Raw genomic sequence first — 18,906 nt, forward strand, 5'->3', positions numbered from 1 at the left:
GCATCGCCAACGAGGCAGCAGGCAGCCATGGCAGAAATCGTCCTGGGTATAGGGTCCTCCCACAGCCCCATGCTCAATAGTCCCGCGGGGGATTACGGCAAGCACGGGGAAATCGACCAGAGCGGCCGCAAGCTGCTGGACGAGGTCGGCCAGCCGACGACCTACGAGGCCTTGGCGACACGCCGGGGCGATTCCTTGGCCGGCGACCTCCTGCCCGAAGAACAGGCCCGCAAGGCCGCGGCATGCGAATCGCACATCCAGCGGCTCGCCGAGGAAGTCGCCAGCGCCCGGCTCGACGCCGTGATCGTGATAGGCGACGACCAGAACGAGCAGTACGGCGACGACAACCTGCCCGCCATCCTGGTGTACTGGGGCAAGACCATCGTCAACCGGCCGCTGGCGATGCCCGCGGAGGCGCCGGCGTTCTGGCGGCTGGCGCGTTCGCAGTATCACGAAGACGAAGGCCCGCGGGAATATCCCGTCGCCCACGAGTTGGGCCGGCACGTGATCGACTCGCTCATGGACGAGTCCTTCGACATCAGCCAATCGCGGCAGCTGGCCAAGCCCCACGGCGAAGGGCACGCATTCGGCTTCGTCCATCGGCGCCTGATGACCGCGCAACCGGTCCCGATACTCCCGATCGCGCTCAATACCTACTATCCGCCCAACCAGCCCCGGCCGGCGCGCTGCTACGCCCTGGGACAGGCCCTGGCCCGGGCGGTGGCCAGCTGGGAGAACGATGCGCGCGTGGGCATCGTCGCCTCGGGCGGGCTCAGCCATTTCACCGTCGACGAAGAACTCGACCGCCTGATATTGCGCGCGTGCGCCGAACGTGACGCAGAAGCGCTCAAGGCCATCGATCCGCGCAGGCTGAACTCGGGCTCGTCGGAAATCCGCAACTGGATCACCGTTGCCGGCGCCGTCGAGCATCTTCGCCTGGACTGGCAAGCCTACGAAGCGTGCTACCGCACGCCGGCGGGCACGGGTTGCGGCATGGCCTTCGCCACATGGAAGCCCGAGCGCCGGGCATGACCCCCAACCAAAGGGCCGGCATGCGCGAGCTGCCGGCCGCACCGAGGAAGCATACGCACATGCGGATATGCGAAACCACCACGCCCGCGGAAGCCATGCTGATGGCGCTCAAGGACAGCGGCGTCGATTACCTGTTCGCCAATGCCGGCAACGACTTCGCGCCCATCATCGAAGCGCTGGCCAATCCCGGGCTCGCGGACAGCGTTCCCGAGCCCGTCACCTGCATGCACGAGACCCTGGCCGTCGGCATGGCGCACGGCTATTACCTGGCCACTGGCCGCATGCAGGCCGTCATGGTGCACGTGAACGTCGGCATGGCCAACGCGCTGTGCGGCCTGCTCAACGCCCATAGCGACAACATCCCGCTGTTCCTGCTGGCCGGCCGCACGCCGCTCACCGAGCACGGGCGTCCCGGCGCCAGGCTCACGCCGGTCCAGTACGGACAGGAACTCTATGACCAGAACGCGATGATCCGCGAACTGGTCAAGTGGGAGTACGAGCTGCGCTATCCGGAACAGGCTTGCAGCCTGGTGGGACGGGCTGCCGCGCTCGCCATGGACGAGCCGCGCGGGCCCGTCTTCCTGGGCTTTCCGCGCGAACCCCTGCTCGACCCCTTGCCGCCCGGCGTCCGGCTCGAGAACTTCGCCGTCGCCCAGCCGACCGCCAGCCATCCCGACCCCCAGGCCATCGAACTGCTGGCGCGCCGTCTCGCCGGCGCCGAGCGCCCGCTGATCGTGGCCGAGCGCGGCGACCCCGCCGGCAGGGTGGGCGCGGCCCTGGCGCGCCTGGCCGATGCCTGCGCGATCCCGGTCATCGAGATATCGCCGGTGCGCAACGTCATGCCGTCGCGGCATCCCATGATGCTGGGCTACGACGCGGCCGGCCACCTCGACGCCGCCGACGTCATCCTGGTCGTGGACGCCTCCACGCCTTGGGTGGAGCACCTGCATCGCCCCGGGTCCGGGAAGTGGATCGCCCATCTGGGCCCCGACACGCTGTGCCGGCGCCAGCCGGTCCGCAGTTTCCAGACCGACATGGCGATCGATTGCAATACCGTCGCCGGCCTGGAGGCGCTGCACGCCGCCCTGGCGCCGCGCGTCGGCGACGTCCGGGAACGCCACGCGCACTACCGTTCCCTGTCCGAGCGGCGCTGGCGGCAGGCCGCCGAGTCCGTGGCGCGCGACGCCGGCCCCGCCATCTCGGGAGCCTGTCTGTCGGCGCACATCTCGGACATCCTGGGCGACGAGGGCATGTGCTTCAGCGAGCTGGGCGCCATCCCCGACTACATGGATCTCAAAGGCAGCAACCGCTACTTCTTCACGCCCTACTCCGGCGGGCTCGGCTGGGGCATGAGCGCGGCGCTGGGCGCGCAAATGGCCGACCGCGACCGGCTGGTGGTCGCCTGCGTGGGAGACGGCTCCTACGTTTTCGCCAATCCCGTGGCCTGCCACCAGATGGCCGAGGCCAGGGACCTGCCGCTGCTCACCATCATCAAGAACAACGGCATGTGGAACGCCGTGCGCCGGGCCACGCTGGGCGTGCACCGCGACGGCCATGCAGCCGCCTGCGAGGTCATGCCGCTGACCTCGCTCGCCCCCGTGCCCGCCTACTCCCTGGTTGCCCAGGCGAGCCGGGCGCATGTGGAAGTCGTCGAGCGCGCCGACCAGCTGGCGGGCGCGCTCGAACGATCGGTCAACGTCATCCGTCGCGAGAAACGGCAGGCGCTGGTCGATGTACGCACCTCGCTTTCTGCTACGCATTAGGGCCATCGGCCCTGGCGGCAGGGGGCGGCCCCTTACAACGATGAAGGAGACAGCCATGTTCAAGAGCGTACTTTTCGCCGCGGTGCTCGCGGCCCATGCCGGCGCAGCGCTGGCGCAGGACTATCCGAGCCAGCCCATACGGCTCGTGGTGCCCCACCCGCCCGGCGGCTTCACCGACATCCTTGCCCGCCTGGTCAGCCAGAAGCTGGCGGAGGACCGCGGCTGGCAGGTCATCGTCGAGAACAAAGGCGGCGGCGGCAGCACCATCGCCGAGAACTTCGTCTCGCGGGCCAATCCCGACGGGTACACCCTCCTGGTGACCGGCCGGGACGTCACGCTGCGCAGCGCGCTCTACGACAAGCTGCCCTACAACCCCGACAAGGACTTCGCGCCCGTGAGCCAGCTGGTGTGGTCGCCCATGGTGCTCGTCGCGCACCCGTCCCTTCCCGTGCAGAACTTCCAGCAACTGGTCGCCGCCGCCAAGCAGTCGCCCGGCAAGATCACCTATGCCTCGCCCGGCAACGGCAGCGGCGCGCACCTCGCCATGGAAATGCTCGAGGCGGAACTGGGCGTCAACCTGCTGCACGTACCCTACAAAGGCGTGGGACAGGCCACGACCGACCTGCTCGGCGGCCAGGTCTCGCTGATGTTCCTGCAAATGGCCGTGGCCTTGCCGCAGATCCGCGACGGCAAGCTCAAGCCGCTGGCGGTGCCCGCCACCAGGCGCGCGTCCATGCTGCCCGACGTGCCCACCGTGGCCGAACAAGGCGTACCCGGTTTCGAGGTCACGCCATGGTTCGGCATCATGACGACCGCCGGTACGCCGCCTGCCGTCGTGAACAAGCTGAACGAGGCGCTGGTCAAGGCGATACAGGCTCCCGACGTGCGCAAGAAACTCTCGGAACAGGGCGTCGAGGCGGTAGGCAGCTCGCCCGCGGAATTCACCGCGCTCATCGCCAAGGAAGCGCCGAAATGGAAGAAGCTGGTCAAGGACGCCGGCGTGCGGGTGGATTGAAGGCCCGGCCGGCGCGGGACCATCCCACGGATAATCCCGCGCCGGCGCTCATTCCGGCTTGATGCCGGCCTGTTGCACCACCTTCTCCCATTTCTTCAAGTCGTCCGCGGTGAGCGCCGCCAGTTCCTCGCCGGTTCCCGGCTGGGGCACGATGCCCGCGGCATTGAGCTTCTCCGCCATGCCGGGATCCGCCATGACCTCGCGCACGGCCCGGGAAACCTGGTCGACCGTGGCTTTCGGGACGCTCCTGGAAGCATAGACGCCGTGCCATACCTCGACCTCGAAACCGGACAGGGTCCTGGCCAGGGGGGCAACGGTCTCGAAGCCGGCCACGGGCTGCTTTTCCAGCGTCCCCAGGGCCTTCAGCTTGCCGCTGCGCACCGCCTCGGCTACCGGCGTGACGACCGAGACGATCAGCGGAACGTGGCCGCCCAGCACATCGACCAGGCCGGGCGGCGTCCCTTTATAGGGCACGTGCGCCAGATCTATCCCCGCGCGGATCTTCAGGAGTTCCATGCCCAGGTGGTGGGGCGTGCCCGTCCCGGGGCTCGCGTACGAGAGCTTGCCGGGATTCGCCTTGGCGTAGCCGATCAGTTCCTGCACGTCGTTGACCGGCACGGAAGGATGGGCGAGCAGCAGCATCGGCATCGTGGTGGTCTTGGCGACCGGCTGCAGGTCGGTCAGGACGTTGAAGGGAAGGGATTTGAAAAGATAGGGATTGATGGTGATGTTGTTGCTGGTCAAGAGCAGCGGAATGCCCTCCCCCTTGGACTTGGCGACGTAGTCCGTCGCGATGATCCCGGCCGCGCCAGGCATGTTCTCCACCACGACGGTCCGGTCGAGCTTGCGGGAAAGCGGCGGGGCCATCATGCGGGCGAGCGTATCGATGCCCCCGCCCGGCGCCATCGGCACGATGATGCGCAGCGGCGGCGACTGCGCCATCGAGGCCGTCGACGCCGCGAATGCCAGGGCAAGACTGCCGCAAAGCTTGCCGAGAATTTTCATGCCGTATCTCCCTAGATGATTTATGTCTTCTTCGAAACATCAAGGGGAATGTACCCAGCCGCCCGATCCACAACCAACGAAATATATGGATAAGCGATAGCGGTTGGATAGATAGGCGGGCGGCGCGGACGGCCGCGTCAGGCGGGATAGACGGAAGGATAGCTGCGGCAATGCGCCAGGAATGCGTTGAGGTTCTCCGACAGATACTTCTTCTTGTGGTGGATGAGGTAGAACCGGCGCGTCAGCGGCGGCAGGTCGGTATCGAGGATGCTCAGCTGCCCGGACGCGACCAGATCGCGCACGACGCTGCGCGACAGGCAGGCCAGCCACAGCCCCTCGGCCGCCGCGTGCTTGATGGCCTCGGAGCTGCCCAGTTCGATGTCCATGTTCAACTGGTGCAGGTAGGGCAGCAAGGCCTGCTCGACGGCCTGCCGGCTGCCCGACCCCCGCTCGCGCATCAGCCAGCGCGACTCCCTCAACTGCTCGCGCGTGATGCGCCGCGTATGCCGTTCGGAAGCGAGCGGATGCCGCGCCGAACAAACGATGACCATTTCATCGAGCAGCCATGGAATCACCTGGATGTCCGCTTCCTGGCAAGCTCCTTCGATCAGGCCCATGTCCACTTCGAACGCGGCGACCGCGGCGCCGATCTGCCCGGTATTGGCGATGGTGACCTCGATCGGCGTATGGGGCGACTGCAGGCGGTACCGGGCAAGCAGACCCGGCAGCACGTAGTTGCCGATGGTCGTGCTGCAACCGAGTTTCAGGGTCGCCGCCGCATGTCCGTGCTTGTCGAAGAATCCCCGTTCGATCTGCTGTGCGTTGTCCAGCAGCGCGGTTGCCTCGGCAAGCAGCGCGCGGCCATTGTCGTTGAGAATGAGCCGCTTGCCCACGCGGTCGAACAAGCGCGTGTTGAGCAGGCCTTCCAGTTCGTTCAATGCGGCGCTGACCGCCGATTGCGACAACGAAATGTCGGATGCGGCGCCCATGGTGCTTCCCGTCCTGGCCACGGAGACGAAAATTCTCAACTGCCTGAGGCTCATGGGCATGGCGGGCGCCTATCGTTGGAGTGCCGCCACACCATGCCTGCGCGAACAGCATGCGCGGGCGGGTCGGCGGAATGCGTGGAACAGCTCCCACTATAATTGACGCATGGCATCGACAGCCCCCCGGCCCGGCATGGGCCACCCCGTCCGCATCCTGGTCCCGCAAACCGCCGGCACCACGAACGACCTGCTGGCGCGCGCCATCGCTCCGGGCCTGGCGGCCCTGGCGAACCGTCCTTGCCTGGTCGAGAACCGCGAGGGCGCATCGGGCATGCTGGGCATGGACGCCGTGGCGAAATCCACGCCGGACGGGCTCACCCTGCTCAACAACGTTTCCAATACGTTGAGCCTGCCGTACTTCTACAAGCACCTGCCTTTCGACGTGCTGGCCGACTTCGAGCCCATAGGCATCGAAGGCTATGGCAACCACGCGCTGGTCGTGCACCACAGCCTGCCGGTGGAGAACCTGCGGGATTTCATCGCCTATGCGAACGCCCATCCGGGCATGGAGTACGCGGCGCCGGGGCTGGCCACCCACCACCATCTCTGCATGGCCATGATCCAGGCCATGACCGGCATACGGCTCGAGCGCGTGCTCTACAAAGGCTCCGCCGGCGCGGTCGCCGACTTGCTGTCGGGGCAGATAAAAACCATGATCCTGCCCATGCAGATCGCCGCCGCCCATACGGAGACCCTTCGCATATTGGGCGGCACGCGCATGGCGCCGTTTCCGCTTTATCCCGACGTGCCGTCGCTGCACCAGCAGGGGCTGGCCGGTTTCGACGTCGAGCCGTGGTTCGCCCTGTGGGCGCCCCGGGGCACGGCGCGCCAGGCCATCGACGCCTGCAACGCCTTGTTGAACGAGGCCATCGGACTCGCCGACGCCAGCGGCAGGCTGGCTCGGCACGGCGTCGTGCCGACGCCCGGGTCTCCCGACGACTTGAAGCGCAAGGCCCATGCGGAGCACCGGCTCTGGGGCGAGGTGCTGGGCAAACTGCGCATCAGTCCGGAATAAGGGCGGCACTCACGGCCGCACCGTCCGTCACGCGCACGGTTTTTGCGCCTTGCCGTGCCGCAGCCGGTATTCCCGCGGCGTACTGCCATGGTGCGCCCGGAATACCGCCGCAAAACGGGAATGGCACTGCCACCCCGCTTCCGCCGCGATGGCCTGCACGCCCAGCCGGGTCTCGCGCAGCAGCGTCGCGGCCAGTTCCAGCCGCTGCGCGACCAGCAGGTTGTATACCGAGACCCCGGCAGCATCCCGGACGTGCTGCTGAAGCCGGGTAGCGGTGCAGCCCATGCGCCGCGCCAGCTCGGTGATCGTCCAGGGATGCGCCGGCGCTTCGGCAATGATCGCGCGCAGCTGCGCCACGACGGCGGCCGGGGCGTCGACCGTGGCCGACCGCGCAGGCCGCACGAGTTCGTCGAGATCCTGCAAAGCGCACAGCAGCAGTTCCGTGGCGCGCGCGTGGAAGAGCGGCACGAAGGCGGGTTGATCGCTGCGTTCGCTGCGGATGCGGTCCAGGCATCCGCGCAGCTTGGGAGTGACGGCCGTGTTGCACAGGATGCGGCCGTCGTCGCGGTCCACCATTTCGTCGAGCTGCGTGGCCGGAATGCGCACGCCCAGGGCCTGCAGCCAGCGCGGCAACAGTTCGCGGCGCAGGCGGAACTGCACGAAACGATGAGTGCACGAACCCGGTATGTCGATCAGGTAGCCGCCATTGCGGTTCGGCGTCCGCAACAGCATGCGGTCCAGGCGGAAGTCGAGCGCCGGGCCATGCTCGTCGCCGATGTGTCCGACGACGTGGCCTTCGAGAAAGAAAGTCAGCAGCAGCTCTTTCTCGGGATCCAGCCGCACCCGCAGGCGGTCGTTCAAACTGAAATCGAAGTAGCGCGCGCTGACGCCTTCCCAAGGCTGCGTATGCAGCCGCGTGACCTGCCCGCCGCTGGGCCACGGCGCGTTGCAGCGCGATTCGCCCAGGATGTCCGACAGCGTCAAGGCGGCCGGCTCGGGCGCCGAGGGCGCCAGGATGGCGTTGAGATCGTCTTCGAGCATTACCGGATTCGCGATGGGGATCGGCACAGTTTGCGATTCGATCTGCATACATGGCCTCGCGCCGGAAAGTTAGGATCATGGCAACTTCCCGACGGAGTGTAATGGTGAACTTCCGGCATGTCAGCCTGCTGCGGGCAGGCTTTGCGCTGTGTTGCGCGCTTGCGGTACCGGCCATGGCCGCCGAACCGGCCTGGCCGAACCGCCCGATCCGGCTGGTCGTTCCCTTCGTGGCCGGCGGCGGCGCCGACGTCGCGGCCCGCCTGATCGCGCTCAAGCTGCAAGAGCGGCTGGGGCAGCCGCTCATCGTCGAGAACAAGGCGGGCGGCAATACGCTGATCGGCGTGCAGGAAGTGCTGCGCGCGCAGCCCGACGGCTATACGCTGCTGTGGTCGATCGACCAGACCTTCGTGCTCAACCCCGCGCTCTACGAAAAGCTGCCCTACGACCCGAAGGAGGATTTCACGCCGGTGTCCATGGCCGTGGTCGGCCCCAACGCGGTGGTCGCGCGCAGCCAGCCCAAGGATCCGGCCAGCGTGGCGGACCTGGTCGCGCGCGGCAAGTCGCGCGATGCCGAACTGAACATCGGCGCCGCCGCCATCGTCTCGCAGATCCTGGTGGACACCTTCAACGATGCGGCCGGCACGCATGCCAGGCGGGTGCCGTTCAAGGGCAGCGCGGAAGTGGCGCAGGCGCTGATGGCCGGCACCGTCGACGCGGCCTTCGACGGCATCGCGCCTTATGCGCAGTTCGTCAAATCCGGACGTGCACGCTTCCTCGCGGTGAGTTCGGCCCGGCGCTTCTCCGGACTGCCCGACGTACCCACGCTCGACGAACTGGGATTCAAAGGCATCGACATGTCGGTCTGGTTCGCCATCGTGGGGCCGGCCGGCATGCCGGCCGGGATCGCGCAACGGGTGGCCGGCGCCGTGGAATGGGCGGTGCGGCAACCCGACGTGACCGAAAAACTGCTGGCCTTCGGTTTCGAGCCCGCGCAGCGCAACGACCCCGACACGCTGCGCGCCCAGATCTCGACCGACCTGGACCGCTACGGTCCCATCATCCGCAAGCTGGGCTTCAAGCTCGACTGAACGCACGTTCCGCGCCGCCGGCGCGGGCCTTCCCATTCCCATACCAGCCACGGAGCACACCATCATGCAGATCGCGGATTTCCCCCTGCCTTTCCCGCGCGCCCCCTACAGCCGCGCCATGTTCGACAACGACTGGGTTTTCGTGTCGGGCACCATAGGCATGGACTACACCGCGCAAGAACTGGCGCCGACGGTGCAGGAGCAGACCCGGCTCATGCTCAGGAACATCTCCGCCTACCTGGCGGCGACGGGCGCCAAGCTCGAAGACATCGTCAACTACACGCTGATCATCGACTCCATGGAGCACGTCCACCCGGTCATCGAGGTGCTGGCGGACGAGCTGCCCTGCAAGCCCACCGGCACGGCCATGATCGCCGGCATCGCGTATCCCGGCGCGCACGTGGAAATGCAGGTCATTGCGCGCAAGCAAGGCGGGAAGCCGGCGGCCTCGGCCTGATTACTCGGAACAGGCCAGGCTATCCGGCAGGCAGCCGGCACACCGCCGGCTAGCTATTCCCGCAGGCACACCACGCGGTCGCCCGAGGCTTGATGGATCATTACGTCCATCTCGATGTCGTAGATGGCGCGCAATACGTCGGGAGCAAGAATCTCTTCGCGGCCGCCCGCCGCCACGACGCGCCCCCGGCGCAAGGCAATGATGTCGTCGCAGTAGCGTCCGGCCATATAGATGTCATGCAGAATGACGACGACGCCCACGCCCTGCGTGCGCGCCAGCTGGCGCAACAGGCCGAGCACCGAAACCTGGTGCCGGATATCCAGCGCCGAGGTCGGCTCGTCCAATATCAGGCTGTGGGCCTGCTGCGCGACGAGCATGGCCAGCCACACGCGCTGGCGTTCCCCGCCCGAGAGCGTATCCACCAGGCGTGTGGACAGATCGGCCACGCCGGTGGTGGCCATGGATTCCCGGACCCGATCCCGGTCTTCCCGGGTGGGCGACCGGAAGGCCCCGAGCCAGGGGTAGCGCCCCAGGCCGACCAGTTCCTGCACCGTCATGCCGGCGGCCGCGGGAATATGCTGAGGCAGATAGGCCACCTCGCGCGCGAACTGGCGCGCGGCCATGCGCTCGGCCGGCGCGCCGCGCAGCAGCAGCCGGCCTGTGGACGGCAGGAGCTGGCGCGCAAGCATCCTCCCCAGCGTGGATTTGCCCGAGCCGTTGTGGCCGATCACTCCCAGCACGCGTCCGGCCGGGATAGCCAATGTCAGCGGTTGCAGAATCGTCTCGCCCGCGGCCCGGAATCCGGCGTCGCGCAGTTCCAGCAATGCGGGCGCGGCGGGCCGCGCGGAGGACGCTCCGATCATGGCCGCCCCGCCGCCAGCCGCCGCAGCGAGCCCGGTTGGCTTTCCACACTGACGATTCGCCCGTCGGACATGTGCGCCACGCGATCCGCGACGTGGAAATAGCGGTCGTCGTGCGAGATGACGATCAGCGTCCTGCCGTCGCGCTTGAGGTCCGGTAGGATCTCCGTATAGAACACGCGGCGGAACGCGGGATCCTGGTCGGCGGCCCACTCGTCGAACACCAGCACGGGCCGCTTGTCCAGATAAGCATGGACCAGAGCGAGCCGTTTGCGCTGTCCGGTGGAAAGGTCGGTGGTCGAGAACCTGCCGTCGGTCACCGATACCTTGTGGCCCAGTTCGAGCCGTTCCAGGTAGACAGCCGCCTCGGCGGCCTGGGCGGGCCCCACCACCACGTCGTCGAACAGGAAATAGTCGGCGAAGACGGTACTGAACAACTGGCGGTAATCGTCGCGGTTGTCCGCGACCACGGGTTCGCCATCCAGCAGGACGATTCCCTCCTGGGGTTCGTACAGGCCCAGCAGCAGCTTGATGAGCGTCGTCTTGCCGCTGCCGTTCTCGCCGACCAGGAACAGCATTTCGCCCTGTTCGATGCGCAGGTCGATGGGGCCCAGCTGAAACATGCCCGCGCCGGCATCCGTGGGGTAGGCGTAGCAAACGCCGCGCAGCTCGATGGATCCGACTTGCTCCGGCCTGGCCGGCGCGGCCGGCGCCGGGAAGAGGTCGGCTTCCGGATTGGCGAACTTCAGCGACAGTTCCGCGACACGGCGTATGGCGATCTGGGTCTGTCCCAGCATGGGCAGTGCGCTGATCAGTTGCGTCAACGGCCCCTTCACGTACAGCAGCACGATGACGAAGCCGGACAATACGGGCGCTCCGGCGGACAACTTGTTCTGCAGCGCCAGCACGACGCCGATGACGATGAAGAACAAGGCCGAGCCGAAGGCATTGGCGGACATGAAAACGCGCATGGCGCGCACGCGCAAGTCGCGGATGCGTTCGATCGTGGCGTTCAGGTAGGCATCGCGCAGCGTACGGCGCCGGTCCCGGTTGATGCGCAGTTCCTTCGAACCTTCCGTGATGGCGCGATAGTGGCGCTGCAATTCGTCCTGCGCGTCGCGCGCGGCCTCGAAGCCCTTGCGCCCGCGCTGGCGGGCCATGGCGTGGCCCCAACTGCCCAGGGCGATGGCCGCCGCGGCCAGCAGGCTGAGCAGCGGCGACAGCACCGCCAGATAGGCGAAACAGCCGATGGTGATCGCCATGGCGATCGCCAGCCCCGAGAAGCCGAAAGTGAACGTGCTGATCGTGTCGATATCCTGGTTCAGCGTGGTGGTAATGCGATGGACGCGAAAGCGCTCGATCTGCGCAATCGGCGCGGACAGGATTTTTTCGGACAGGTCTTTGCGCAGCTTGGCCACCACGTTCTGCCCGACCAGGCCATTGCCCAGGTCCGAGGCAATTTCCCCGGCGATGGTCACCACACAGAGCCCCGCGAACAACCCCAGCAGACCCGCTGTCGCCCCTTGCGGCATGTGCAGCGCGCGGTTCACCGTCGCCAGCAGCCAGGCGGTCGCCAGGCCGCTGGCGGCGCCCATGACGGTGGCCAGGATGGCGACCTTCCAGAAAGGCCTGAGCAGGCGCACGGCCTCGCGCAGCAACGAAGCCGGCCGGGGGTCGGACGCTACAGGCTCGGGGGGATTCATTTGCTTCTCCACAATAACCACAAAAACGCGGGACCGCCCGCCAGCATGGCAACCAGTCCGGCCGGAATCTGCCACGGAAAGACCGCGATGCGGCCGGCCCAGTCGGCCAGCACCATAATGGCGGCGCCGGCCAGGACGGAGCCGGCCAACGCTGCGCGCGGCCGCTGCAGCCCCAATCCGCGCACCATGTGCGGCGCGAGCAGCCCCACGAAGCTCAACGGTCCGACCAGGATGGTGGCGCTGGCCGTCAGCACCGCGACGATGACCAGAAAGTACAGCCGCGCCTGCAGCACGGCGACGCCCAGGGCCTGCGCCCCTTCCGCACCCAGCGGAAGGATCAGCAGCCAGCGCCGGCCGGCGATCGCGCTGCCCAGAGCCAGCCCCAGTATCGCCAGGCCGGGAAGAATGCTTGCGCTGGTCGCACGGTACGTCGATCCCGACATCCATGTCAGCAGCGCGGCCGCGCGCGGGTCGCCGCTCGTCAGCAAGAAGGCCGCAAAGGCGCTGAACAGCGTAGACAGGGCGACGCCGGTCAGCAGCACCCGCTCCGGCGAGAACCCCGCCCGCCAGTTCAACGCCGCGATCACGGCCAGGGCCGCCAGCGCTCCCGTGCTGGCCGCGGCAAGCATGCCCGGAGCGCCAAGATCCGCGGTAAGCAGCAGGACGCCGATGACACCGAGCGCCGCACCGGACGAAATGCCCAGGACCTCGGGACTGGCGAGCGGATTGCCGGTCAGCCGCTGCAGCAGCGTGCCGGCACTGGCCAGCATGGCGCCCGCCAGGGCCGCCGCGGCGACGCGCGGCACGCGCCAATCGCGGATCGTGGCCCAGGCGGTATCGGCCAGGCCGGTCCAGCCCGCCGCATCGCGCCCCAGGGCCAGCGCGACCAGCAGGCTCGCCGCGCCCGCCGCCGCACACAGCGCCAGCAAGGTTCGATCGGAGTACTTGTCCTGCAGGATCACGCCGTGCCTTGCCGGCGATGCAGCACCCGGCGCGGGCCGCGTGCCCAGGCCTGCACGCTGCCGGAACAGCAGCCACAGCAACAGCGGCGCGCCGAGCAGCGCACAGGCGCTGCCCGTCGGAATCGAGGCTGCCGAGCGTCCCAGGGTCTGGACCACCTGGTCCGTTGCCCACAGCAGCAACGCGCCCAGCAATGGCGCGGCCAGCATGCGCTGCGCCAGCGTGCGCGCCCCCAGCATTCCCGCCAGATGCGGCGCCATCAGGCCGATGAACCCCACGACTCCCACCCAGGCAACCGCGATCGCGCTGAAGGCCGCGCCCAGGGCGATGGACGCCGCGCGCACCCGCGAGACGTGCACGCCCAAGGCCGCCGCGCGCTCGTCATCCAGCGTCAACATGACGAGAGGCCGCGCCAGCAGGCCCGCACAGACCGCCAGCACCGCGTACTGCGCCAGCATGCGCGCCACTTTCTGCCATCCGTTCTGGGCCAGCGAACCGGTCTGCCAGACGAACAGCCCGTTCAGATACTCGTGGTTCATCAGCGTCAACGCCCCCGCGGCGGCGCCGCAGAACAGCGATACGATGAGTCCCGCCAGAATGATGTGGATCGTGGCGAATTGGGAACGTCGGGCCACCGCCATCACCAGCACGCACGCCGCGATACCGCCCGCCAGCGCCACGCCTTCGGCGCTCCATTCCAGGAGCCGCGGCGCATACAGGGTCGCGGCCGCCAGGGCCAGATAGGCGCCGGATGACACGCCGATGGTCGCCGGATCCGCAAGCGGGTTTCTCAAGGCCTGCTGGAACAGCAGCCCAGCCAGGCCCAGCCCGGCGCCGACCACCCAGCTGATGGCGATACGCGGGAGCGCCACCTGGGTGAACGTCAGGCTTTGCACCGCGTCCTGCGCGCGGCCGTCCAGGATGGCGATCCAGCGGGAGGGCGGCGCGATCCCGGCCAGGGTGTACAGCGTAAAAGCGACCGCCACCGCGCACAGTGATGCCAGCGCAATCCAGCGGAACGGCCTGGAAGCGGCGGGCAGATGAAGCAGCGCATGTTCCATGGGCTACCTCGCACTGCCCATCGCGGCGCCGTCGGCCATGGCGGCGGCGAGCAGCCGGGCGCAACGCGCCGCCGAGGGTATGCCGCCCAGGGCGAAGAAAGACGGGATCATGACGGCGCGCCCCTGCGCCACGGCGGGCAGGCCGCGCCACAATGTACTGCTGCGCAACTGTGCCAGCGCGCGCCGCGTACGGGCCCCCTGGTCCAGGTAAAGGATGGCGGCGGCCGGGTCGCCGGCCAGGGCCGGGATTCCCACCAGGCTGTTGCCGTAGAAGGTCGTGGGCGCCGTCCAGGCATTGCGCAGCCCCAGCCTGCCGATCACGGCGTCCACCCAACTGCCGCGGCCATACACGTAGGCCTGCGCGCCGTTCTCGTGCAGCACGGCGACGTACAGAGGGCGCCGAGGGCGGGCGGCCAATGCCTGCCGCAATGCGCCCAGTTGCGCATCGAAGTCGTCCAGGCAGCGGCGCGCCCTCGCCTCGCGGCCGCTCGCATGGCCGGCTTGCAGCAGCAGTTCGCGCATGCCGAGGTAAGGATCGCCTCCGGCATCAAACAGCCTGGCTATCTCGGTCGGCGCGATGCGCCGGAACAGCGGCAGCATGCCGGCCTGCCAGCTTGAAATGAAAATGCTGTCCGGCGCCAGCGCGGACAGCGCCTCCAGATTGGGCTCGGTGCGCGCCCCCAGATCGGCGGTGCCCGCCGGCAGCCCGGGCTCGGGCAGCCATTGCCGGTACACATCGAGTTCGGGCACGGCGATGGGCATGTTGCCCACCAGGGCCAGGCTCTCGGCGGCTGCCCAGTCGGTACAGGCGATGCGCGGCAAGGCCGCCGAGCCGTCCGCTGATACAGCCGCCCGCGCGCGGCCGGACAGGACCAGCGCGAGCTGCGTTCCCATCCCCAGGCAAAAGCGCCGGCGGCCTGTCATGCGTGCGGGTTCCCTAGAAATCTATCGTGGCGGACACCATGTAGGTACGCGGATAGCCGCGCGCCAGGCCGTAATTGGCGGAGGCCCCGGCCCAGTAGTCCTTGTCGAACAGATTGGCGATACCGGCGCGCAGCGTAACCCCCTTGTCCATCATGCGGGCGCGGTAGCGCACGCCGATATCCGTGCGGTGCCAGCCGGGAATCTTCTGCGTGTTGGCGGGGTTGTAATACTGCGACGACGTATAGAGATGACGCGCCGACAGCGTCAACCCCGGAACGCTCGGCAGGTCCCATTCCACGGCCAGGTTCAGCAGCGTGCCGGGCACCCCCACCGCCTTGTTGCCGTCGTTCGCGCCGCCGGCGGTCTTGGTCAGTTTGCCGTCGATGAAAGACACCCCGCCCAGCAGCCGCACGCCGCGCGCCACCTCGCCATGGGCATTGATTTCCAACCCGCGGTTGCGCTGCTCGCCATCCATGCCGAACGTATTGCTGGCCGGATCGAGGAATCCGCTCGGCTGCTTGATCTCGAAGTACGCGATCGACGCGCCCACGCCATCGAATCTCGCCTTGGCGCCGACCTCGTACTGTTTGGACTTGATCGGGGCAAACACCGTACCCGAGTTGGCGGCCGATGCCGGGGCGGCCGGACCCTGGCCCAAACCTTGGATGTAATTGGCATACAAGGACACATGCTGCCACGGCTTGACCAGGAGGGCGAAAGCCGGCGTGTAGGCGTCCTCGTCATAGGTAGCGGTTCTCAAACCGGTAGCCGCGTTGTAGTTGTCCACCTTGACGGACTGGCGCCGCAAGCCGGCAGTGAACTGAACTCGGTCGTCCCACGCCGATATGGTGTCCGCCAGCGCAACGCTGGCCAGGCGGCTGAACGACGTCTTGGGCGCATCGCTGGAGAAGCCCGACAGGCTGGGCTGGCTCACGGAAACGGGATCGTAGAGATTGCCGTTGTACGTGGCGATTACCGGCGCCAGCACGCCCGACTCCGTTCCCAGCACGGAGACCGACAAATCGATGGTGTGCCGAAGCGGACCGGTATTCAATCGTCCCGTCACCCCTCCCAGGAAGGTCTTCGTATCGGCGTAGGTGGGCTGGTAGTACTGGTTCGCGCGGAAATCCCCCGCACCGTTCTGCAGGTAGATGAAGTTGTACAGGCCCAGGAAGTCGTTGCGGCGGCCGCCCGCCACCGCGTATGCGGTCAGGTCGTCGGCCAGGTCCACTTCACCGCGCACCATCCCGTAGGTATCCTCGGATTTGGCGTAGTACCACGACTGGCCCAGGTTCAGGTCCCCCGGCGGCGCTTTCGGGATCTGGAAGCTGGCATTGTCGGTGTAGATGGGGCGCGTGGGGTTGTCCGACCGCATGTCGTGATAGCCCAGATCGGCCGAGATGCGCACGCGGTCGCTCCGGTAGTCCAGGCCGAGCGAGGCGAAGCCCACGCGCTGCTGCTGCTTGTCTAGGGCCGTATCGCCGTCCCGATAGGCCGCATTGAAGCGGATGCCGAACTGCTTGTCCTCGCCCAGGCGCCGGCCGAGGTCGATGGCCGCGCCGAACTGTGCGTCCGACCAGTAGCTCGTCGTCAACCGAGTAATGGGCGCATCGGTGGCGCGCTTGGCAACCAGGTTGACCGTGCCGCCCACCGCGCCGGACGGCGCCATGCCGTACAGCAGCGCGCCGGGGCCCCGCAGGATCTCGACGCGTTCGACCATCTCCAGGCCGCCCGTCAGTTGCGGCGGAACAATGCCGTATACGCCATTGATCGCCATGTCCTGCGCTTGCACCGGAAAGCCGCGGATGGTCATCTGCGAGCTGTAGCTGCCGTCGGCCCAGATGGTGCGCACCGAGGCGTCGTTCTTCACCGCGTCGCTGATGCTGCGCGCCTGCTGGTCCTCGATGCTTTGCGCGGTATAGCTGGTCAGGCTGAACGGCGCGTCCATGATGTCGCGGTTGCCGAGCAGGCCCAGACCGCCGCCGCGCGCGACCTGCCCGCCGGCGAAGGCAGGCGGCAACCCGCCGCGCGGCGTCTCGGCCGTTCCGGTCACCGTGACGGCAGGCAAGGTGGTCGCCCCGCCGGCTGCCGCCTGGGACGAAACGCCATTGACGTTCCCGCCGGCCGGTGCCATGGTAGCGTCCGGCCGTGCCGCAGCCTGGGCGTGCACCATCGGACTCCAGCAGGCGGACAGGGCCACCGCAGTGCCAGTGCGGGACAGCATGCGTCGTAGTTGGAAAGGGGACATGGCCGTTCAGGCTCCTCTCAAGAGCGCGGCGGACGACACCGCGGCGCCCACATCATTGAAAATGCGAATTAGTATTATTTGAACTTACAGTCGGTGAATTAGGCCGCCATATATTTGTGAGGAACCGCCGATATTTGGCAGTTTCAGAACAACATCTCTTGAATCACCTTCAAATGGACAAGATCTGGCGAGACCGTTTTGCGCGGGATTACCGGAAACAGGAGCGGCCGGTCATGGCTGCGCGGCGGGACTATGAGCACGGCCACCGCGAGATCTGGCACAGCCATGAGCAGGGCCAATTGGTTCACGCCACGCACGGCGTAGTGCGTGTATTGACGCCGCAAGGCGCATGGGCCGTCGCACCGCGCCAGGCGCTGTGGATAGCGCCGGGGGTGGACCACGAATTGCACATGGTCGGCCGCGTGGCCATGCGATGGCTGCGGATCGAACCGGACGCCGCGCCGTGGCTGTGGCCGGAATGCCGCCACATTCGCGTAACCGCCCTGCTGCGCGAATTGATCCTCGCCATGCTGGAAGACCCGCCCGCCTACGAGCCGGACAGCAAGGCGGCGATGCTTGTCCCCCTGTTACTGCGGCAGTTGAGCGAGGCCGAGGTTATCCGCCACGGGAAGCTGCCGCTGCCGCAGGACAAGCGTCTGCTCAAAGTCTGCGAAACGCTGATGCGGTCGCCGGCGACACACGATTCCATGGAGCTGCTCAGCCTGCGCGCGGGAACCAGCGTGCGCACCCTGAGCCGGCTGTTCAAGCAGGAAACCGGGTTGACTTTCGGTCAATGGCGCCAGCAGTTGCGCCTGTCCGAGGCGGTTTGCCAATTGTCGCTGGGACAGTCGGTCAGCAGCGTCGCGCAGGATATGGGATACGCCACAGTCAACGCCTTTAGCGCCATGTTCCGCCGCGCCATGGGCGAAGCGCCGCAACGTTATATGCGCGGCTGAGGCTGCGCGGCCGGTCGTGCTGTTCAGTCCGATGACAGGCACGAGAGTTGCGGAGGTGCTCATCCACGGACTCCTCTCCCATGGCGCAAACCTTCGACGACCCTGCCGTCCTGCTCATCAAACTCGCGCTGCTCGCCATAGCCGGCTTCGTGGCGGGGTCGGCAGCGCTGGTCGTATGGCGGATGACGGCGAGCGTGAATGCGCGCGAAGGATGGGACCAGCCGATTCCGTTCAGCCACCGGCATCACGTGGGCGACGACGGGATCGATTGTAGATATTGCCATTCGACTGTCGAAAAGACAGCCTCGGCGGGGATGCCCGCCGCGTCGGTCTGCCTGACCTGCCATGCGGCGCTGTTCCGCGATGCGCTGGCGCTGGCTCCGCTGCGCGACAGCGCGGAACAAGGCACACCGATTGCATGGAAACGTGTCTACGACCTGCCCGACTTCGTCCACTTCGACCACAGCATCCACGTCGCCAAGGGCGTGGCGTGCATGACCTGCCATGGCCGGGTCGACACCATGCCGCGCCTCGTGCGCCAGCAGGAGCTGACGATGGAGTGGTGCATCGAATGCCATCGCGCGCCGGCGCACCATGCCGGTCCGCGCGACCAGGTCTTCGCGATGCACGACCGCGCGCCCTTGTCGGCGCAAGACATCGAATTGCTGCAGCGGACGTTCCGCTTCGAAAGCGAGGCCCGCATGACCAGTTGCACCACCTGTCACCGTTAGA

16 protein-coding genes are annotated in these 18,906 nt (G+C 67.5%); 8 read left to right on the forward strand and 8 right to left on the reverse strand.

The window, feature by feature from the left end:
* Positions 1-27 precede the first annotated feature (27 nt).
* From PIGHUM_RS04205 to PIGHUM_RS04215, 3 genes are read left to right on the forward strand one after another with little or no spacing between them, the layout of a single operon-like run.
* Positions 28-1,032, forward strand: a complete 1,005-nt coding sequence (locus PIGHUM_RS04205) for a DODA-type extradiol aromatic ring-opening family dioxygenase (protein WP_187697748.1) — start codon at positions 28-30, stop codon at positions 1,030-1,032.
* Positions 1,029-2,795, forward strand: a complete 1,767-nt coding sequence (locus PIGHUM_RS04210; protein ID WP_222929213.1) for a thiamine pyrophosphate-requiring protein — start codon at positions 1,029-1,031, stop codon at positions 2,793-2,795. Before PIGHUM_RS04205 ends, PIGHUM_RS04210 begins: the two co-directional genes overlap by 4 nt.
* 55 nt (positions 2,796-2,850) lie before the next feature.
* Positions 2,851-3,810, forward strand: coding sequence for a tripartite tricarboxylate transporter substrate binding protein (locus PIGHUM_RS04215; RefSeq protein ID WP_160142152.1), 960 nt, complete (start codon positions 2,851-2,853; stop codon positions 3,808-3,810).
* Between the two features lie 48 nt (positions 3,811-3,858).
* Here PIGHUM_RS04215 and PIGHUM_RS04220 read toward each other — a convergent pair whose 3' ends face one another.
* Complete coding sequence (locus PIGHUM_RS04220) at positions 3,859-4,815, reverse strand: Bug family tripartite tricarboxylate transporter substrate binding protein (RefSeq protein ID WP_124078000.1); 957 nt, start codon at positions 4,813-4,815, stop codon at positions 3,859-3,861.
* 137 nt (positions 4,816-4,952) lie between these two features.
* The gene (locus PIGHUM_RS04225; protein WP_124078001.1) at positions 4,953-5,864 is read right to left on the reverse strand and encodes a LysR family transcriptional regulator; all 912 of its coding nucleotides are present in this window, start codon (positions 5,862-5,864) and stop codon (positions 4,953-4,955) included.
* A 103-nt stretch (positions 5,865-5,967) separates the two neighbouring features.
* Here PIGHUM_RS04225 and PIGHUM_RS04230 point away from each other — a divergent pair, with 103 nt between their 5' ends.
* Positions 5,968-6,876 (forward strand): Bug family tripartite tricarboxylate transporter substrate binding protein, encoded by a 909-nt coding sequence (locus tag PIGHUM_RS04230; RefSeq protein ID WP_124078002.1) that lies wholly within the window; start codon positions 5,968-5,970, stop codon positions 6,874-6,876.
* 27 nt (positions 6,877-6,903) lie between these two features.
* Here PIGHUM_RS04230 and PIGHUM_RS04235 read toward each other — a convergent pair whose 3' ends face one another.
* Positions 6,904-7,917, reverse strand: coding sequence for a helix-turn-helix transcriptional regulator (locus PIGHUM_RS04235; protein ID WP_160142153.1), 1,014 nt, complete (start codon positions 7,915-7,917; stop codon positions 6,904-6,906).
* A 77-nt stretch (positions 7,918-7,994) separates the two neighbouring features.
* Between PIGHUM_RS04235 and PIGHUM_RS04240 the strand changes: the two genes are divergently transcribed.
* Together PIGHUM_RS04240 and PIGHUM_RS04245 are read left to right on the forward strand one after the other, a co-directional pair.
* The gene (locus PIGHUM_RS04240; RefSeq protein ID WP_160142154.1) at positions 7,995-9,005 is read left to right on the forward strand and encodes a Bug family tripartite tricarboxylate transporter substrate binding protein; all 1,011 of its coding nucleotides are present in this window, start codon (positions 7,995-7,997) and stop codon (positions 9,003-9,005) included.
* 64 nt (positions 9,006-9,069) lie between these two features.
* Positions 9,070-9,462, forward strand: coding sequence for a RidA family protein (locus PIGHUM_RS04245; RefSeq protein ID WP_124078005.1), 393 nt, complete (start codon positions 9,070-9,072; stop codon positions 9,460-9,462).
* 53 nt (positions 9,463-9,515) lie between these two features.
* Here PIGHUM_RS04245 and PIGHUM_RS04250 read toward each other — a convergent pair whose 3' ends face one another.
* From PIGHUM_RS04250 to PIGHUM_RS04270, 5 genes are read right to left on the reverse strand one after another with little or no spacing between them, the layout of a single operon-like run.
* Positions 9,516-10,325 (reverse strand): ABC transporter ATP-binding protein, encoded by an 810-nt coding sequence (locus PIGHUM_RS04250; protein ID WP_124078006.1) that lies wholly within the window; start codon positions 10,323-10,325, stop codon positions 9,516-9,518.
* Positions 10,322-12,025, reverse strand: coding sequence for a cyclic peptide export ABC transporter (locus PIGHUM_RS04255; protein WP_124078007.1), 1,704 nt, complete (start codon positions 12,023-12,025; stop codon positions 10,322-10,324). Before PIGHUM_RS04255 ends, PIGHUM_RS04250 begins: the two co-directional genes overlap by 4 nt.
* Positions 12,022-14,046 (reverse strand): Fe(3+)-hydroxamate ABC transporter permease FhuB, encoded by a 2,025-nt coding sequence (fhuB, locus tag PIGHUM_RS04260; RefSeq protein WP_124078008.1) that lies wholly within the window; start codon positions 14,044-14,046, stop codon positions 12,022-12,024. The genes PIGHUM_RS04255 and fhuB overlap by 4 nt, the downstream gene beginning before the upstream one ends.
* 3 nt (positions 14,047-14,049) lie before the next feature.
* The gene (locus PIGHUM_RS04265; RefSeq protein WP_124078009.1) at positions 14,050-14,970 is read right to left on the reverse strand and encodes an ABC transporter substrate-binding protein; all 921 of its coding nucleotides are present in this window, start codon (positions 14,968-14,970) and stop codon (positions 14,050-14,052) included.
* 13 nt (positions 14,971-14,983) lie between these two features.
* Positions 14,984-17,218 (reverse strand): TonB-dependent receptor, encoded by a 2,235-nt coding sequence (locus PIGHUM_RS04270; RefSeq protein WP_124078010.1) that lies wholly within the window; start codon positions 17,216-17,218, stop codon positions 14,984-14,986.
* A gap of 173 nt (positions 17,219-17,391) precedes the next feature.
* Here PIGHUM_RS04270 and PIGHUM_RS04275 point away from each other — a divergent pair, with 173 nt between their 5' ends.
* A complete protein-coding gene (locus tag PIGHUM_RS04275; RefSeq protein WP_246012896.1) occupies positions 17,392-18,174 on the forward strand; it encodes an AraC family transcriptional regulator in 783 nt (260 codons plus the stop codon).
* Between the two features lie 80 nt (positions 18,175-18,254).
* Positions 18,255-18,905, forward strand: a complete 651-nt coding sequence (locus PIGHUM_RS04280) for a cytochrome c3 family protein (RefSeq protein ID WP_124078011.1) — start codon at positions 18,255-18,257, stop codon at positions 18,903-18,905.
* Position 18,906: the final 1 nt, after the last annotated feature.

Origin of the sequence: Pigmentiphaga humi, assembly GCF_900606115.1 — a bacterium.
Lineage (GTDB): Bacteria > Pseudomonadota > Gammaproteobacteria > Burkholderiales > Burkholderiaceae_B > Pigmentiphaga > Pigmentiphaga humi.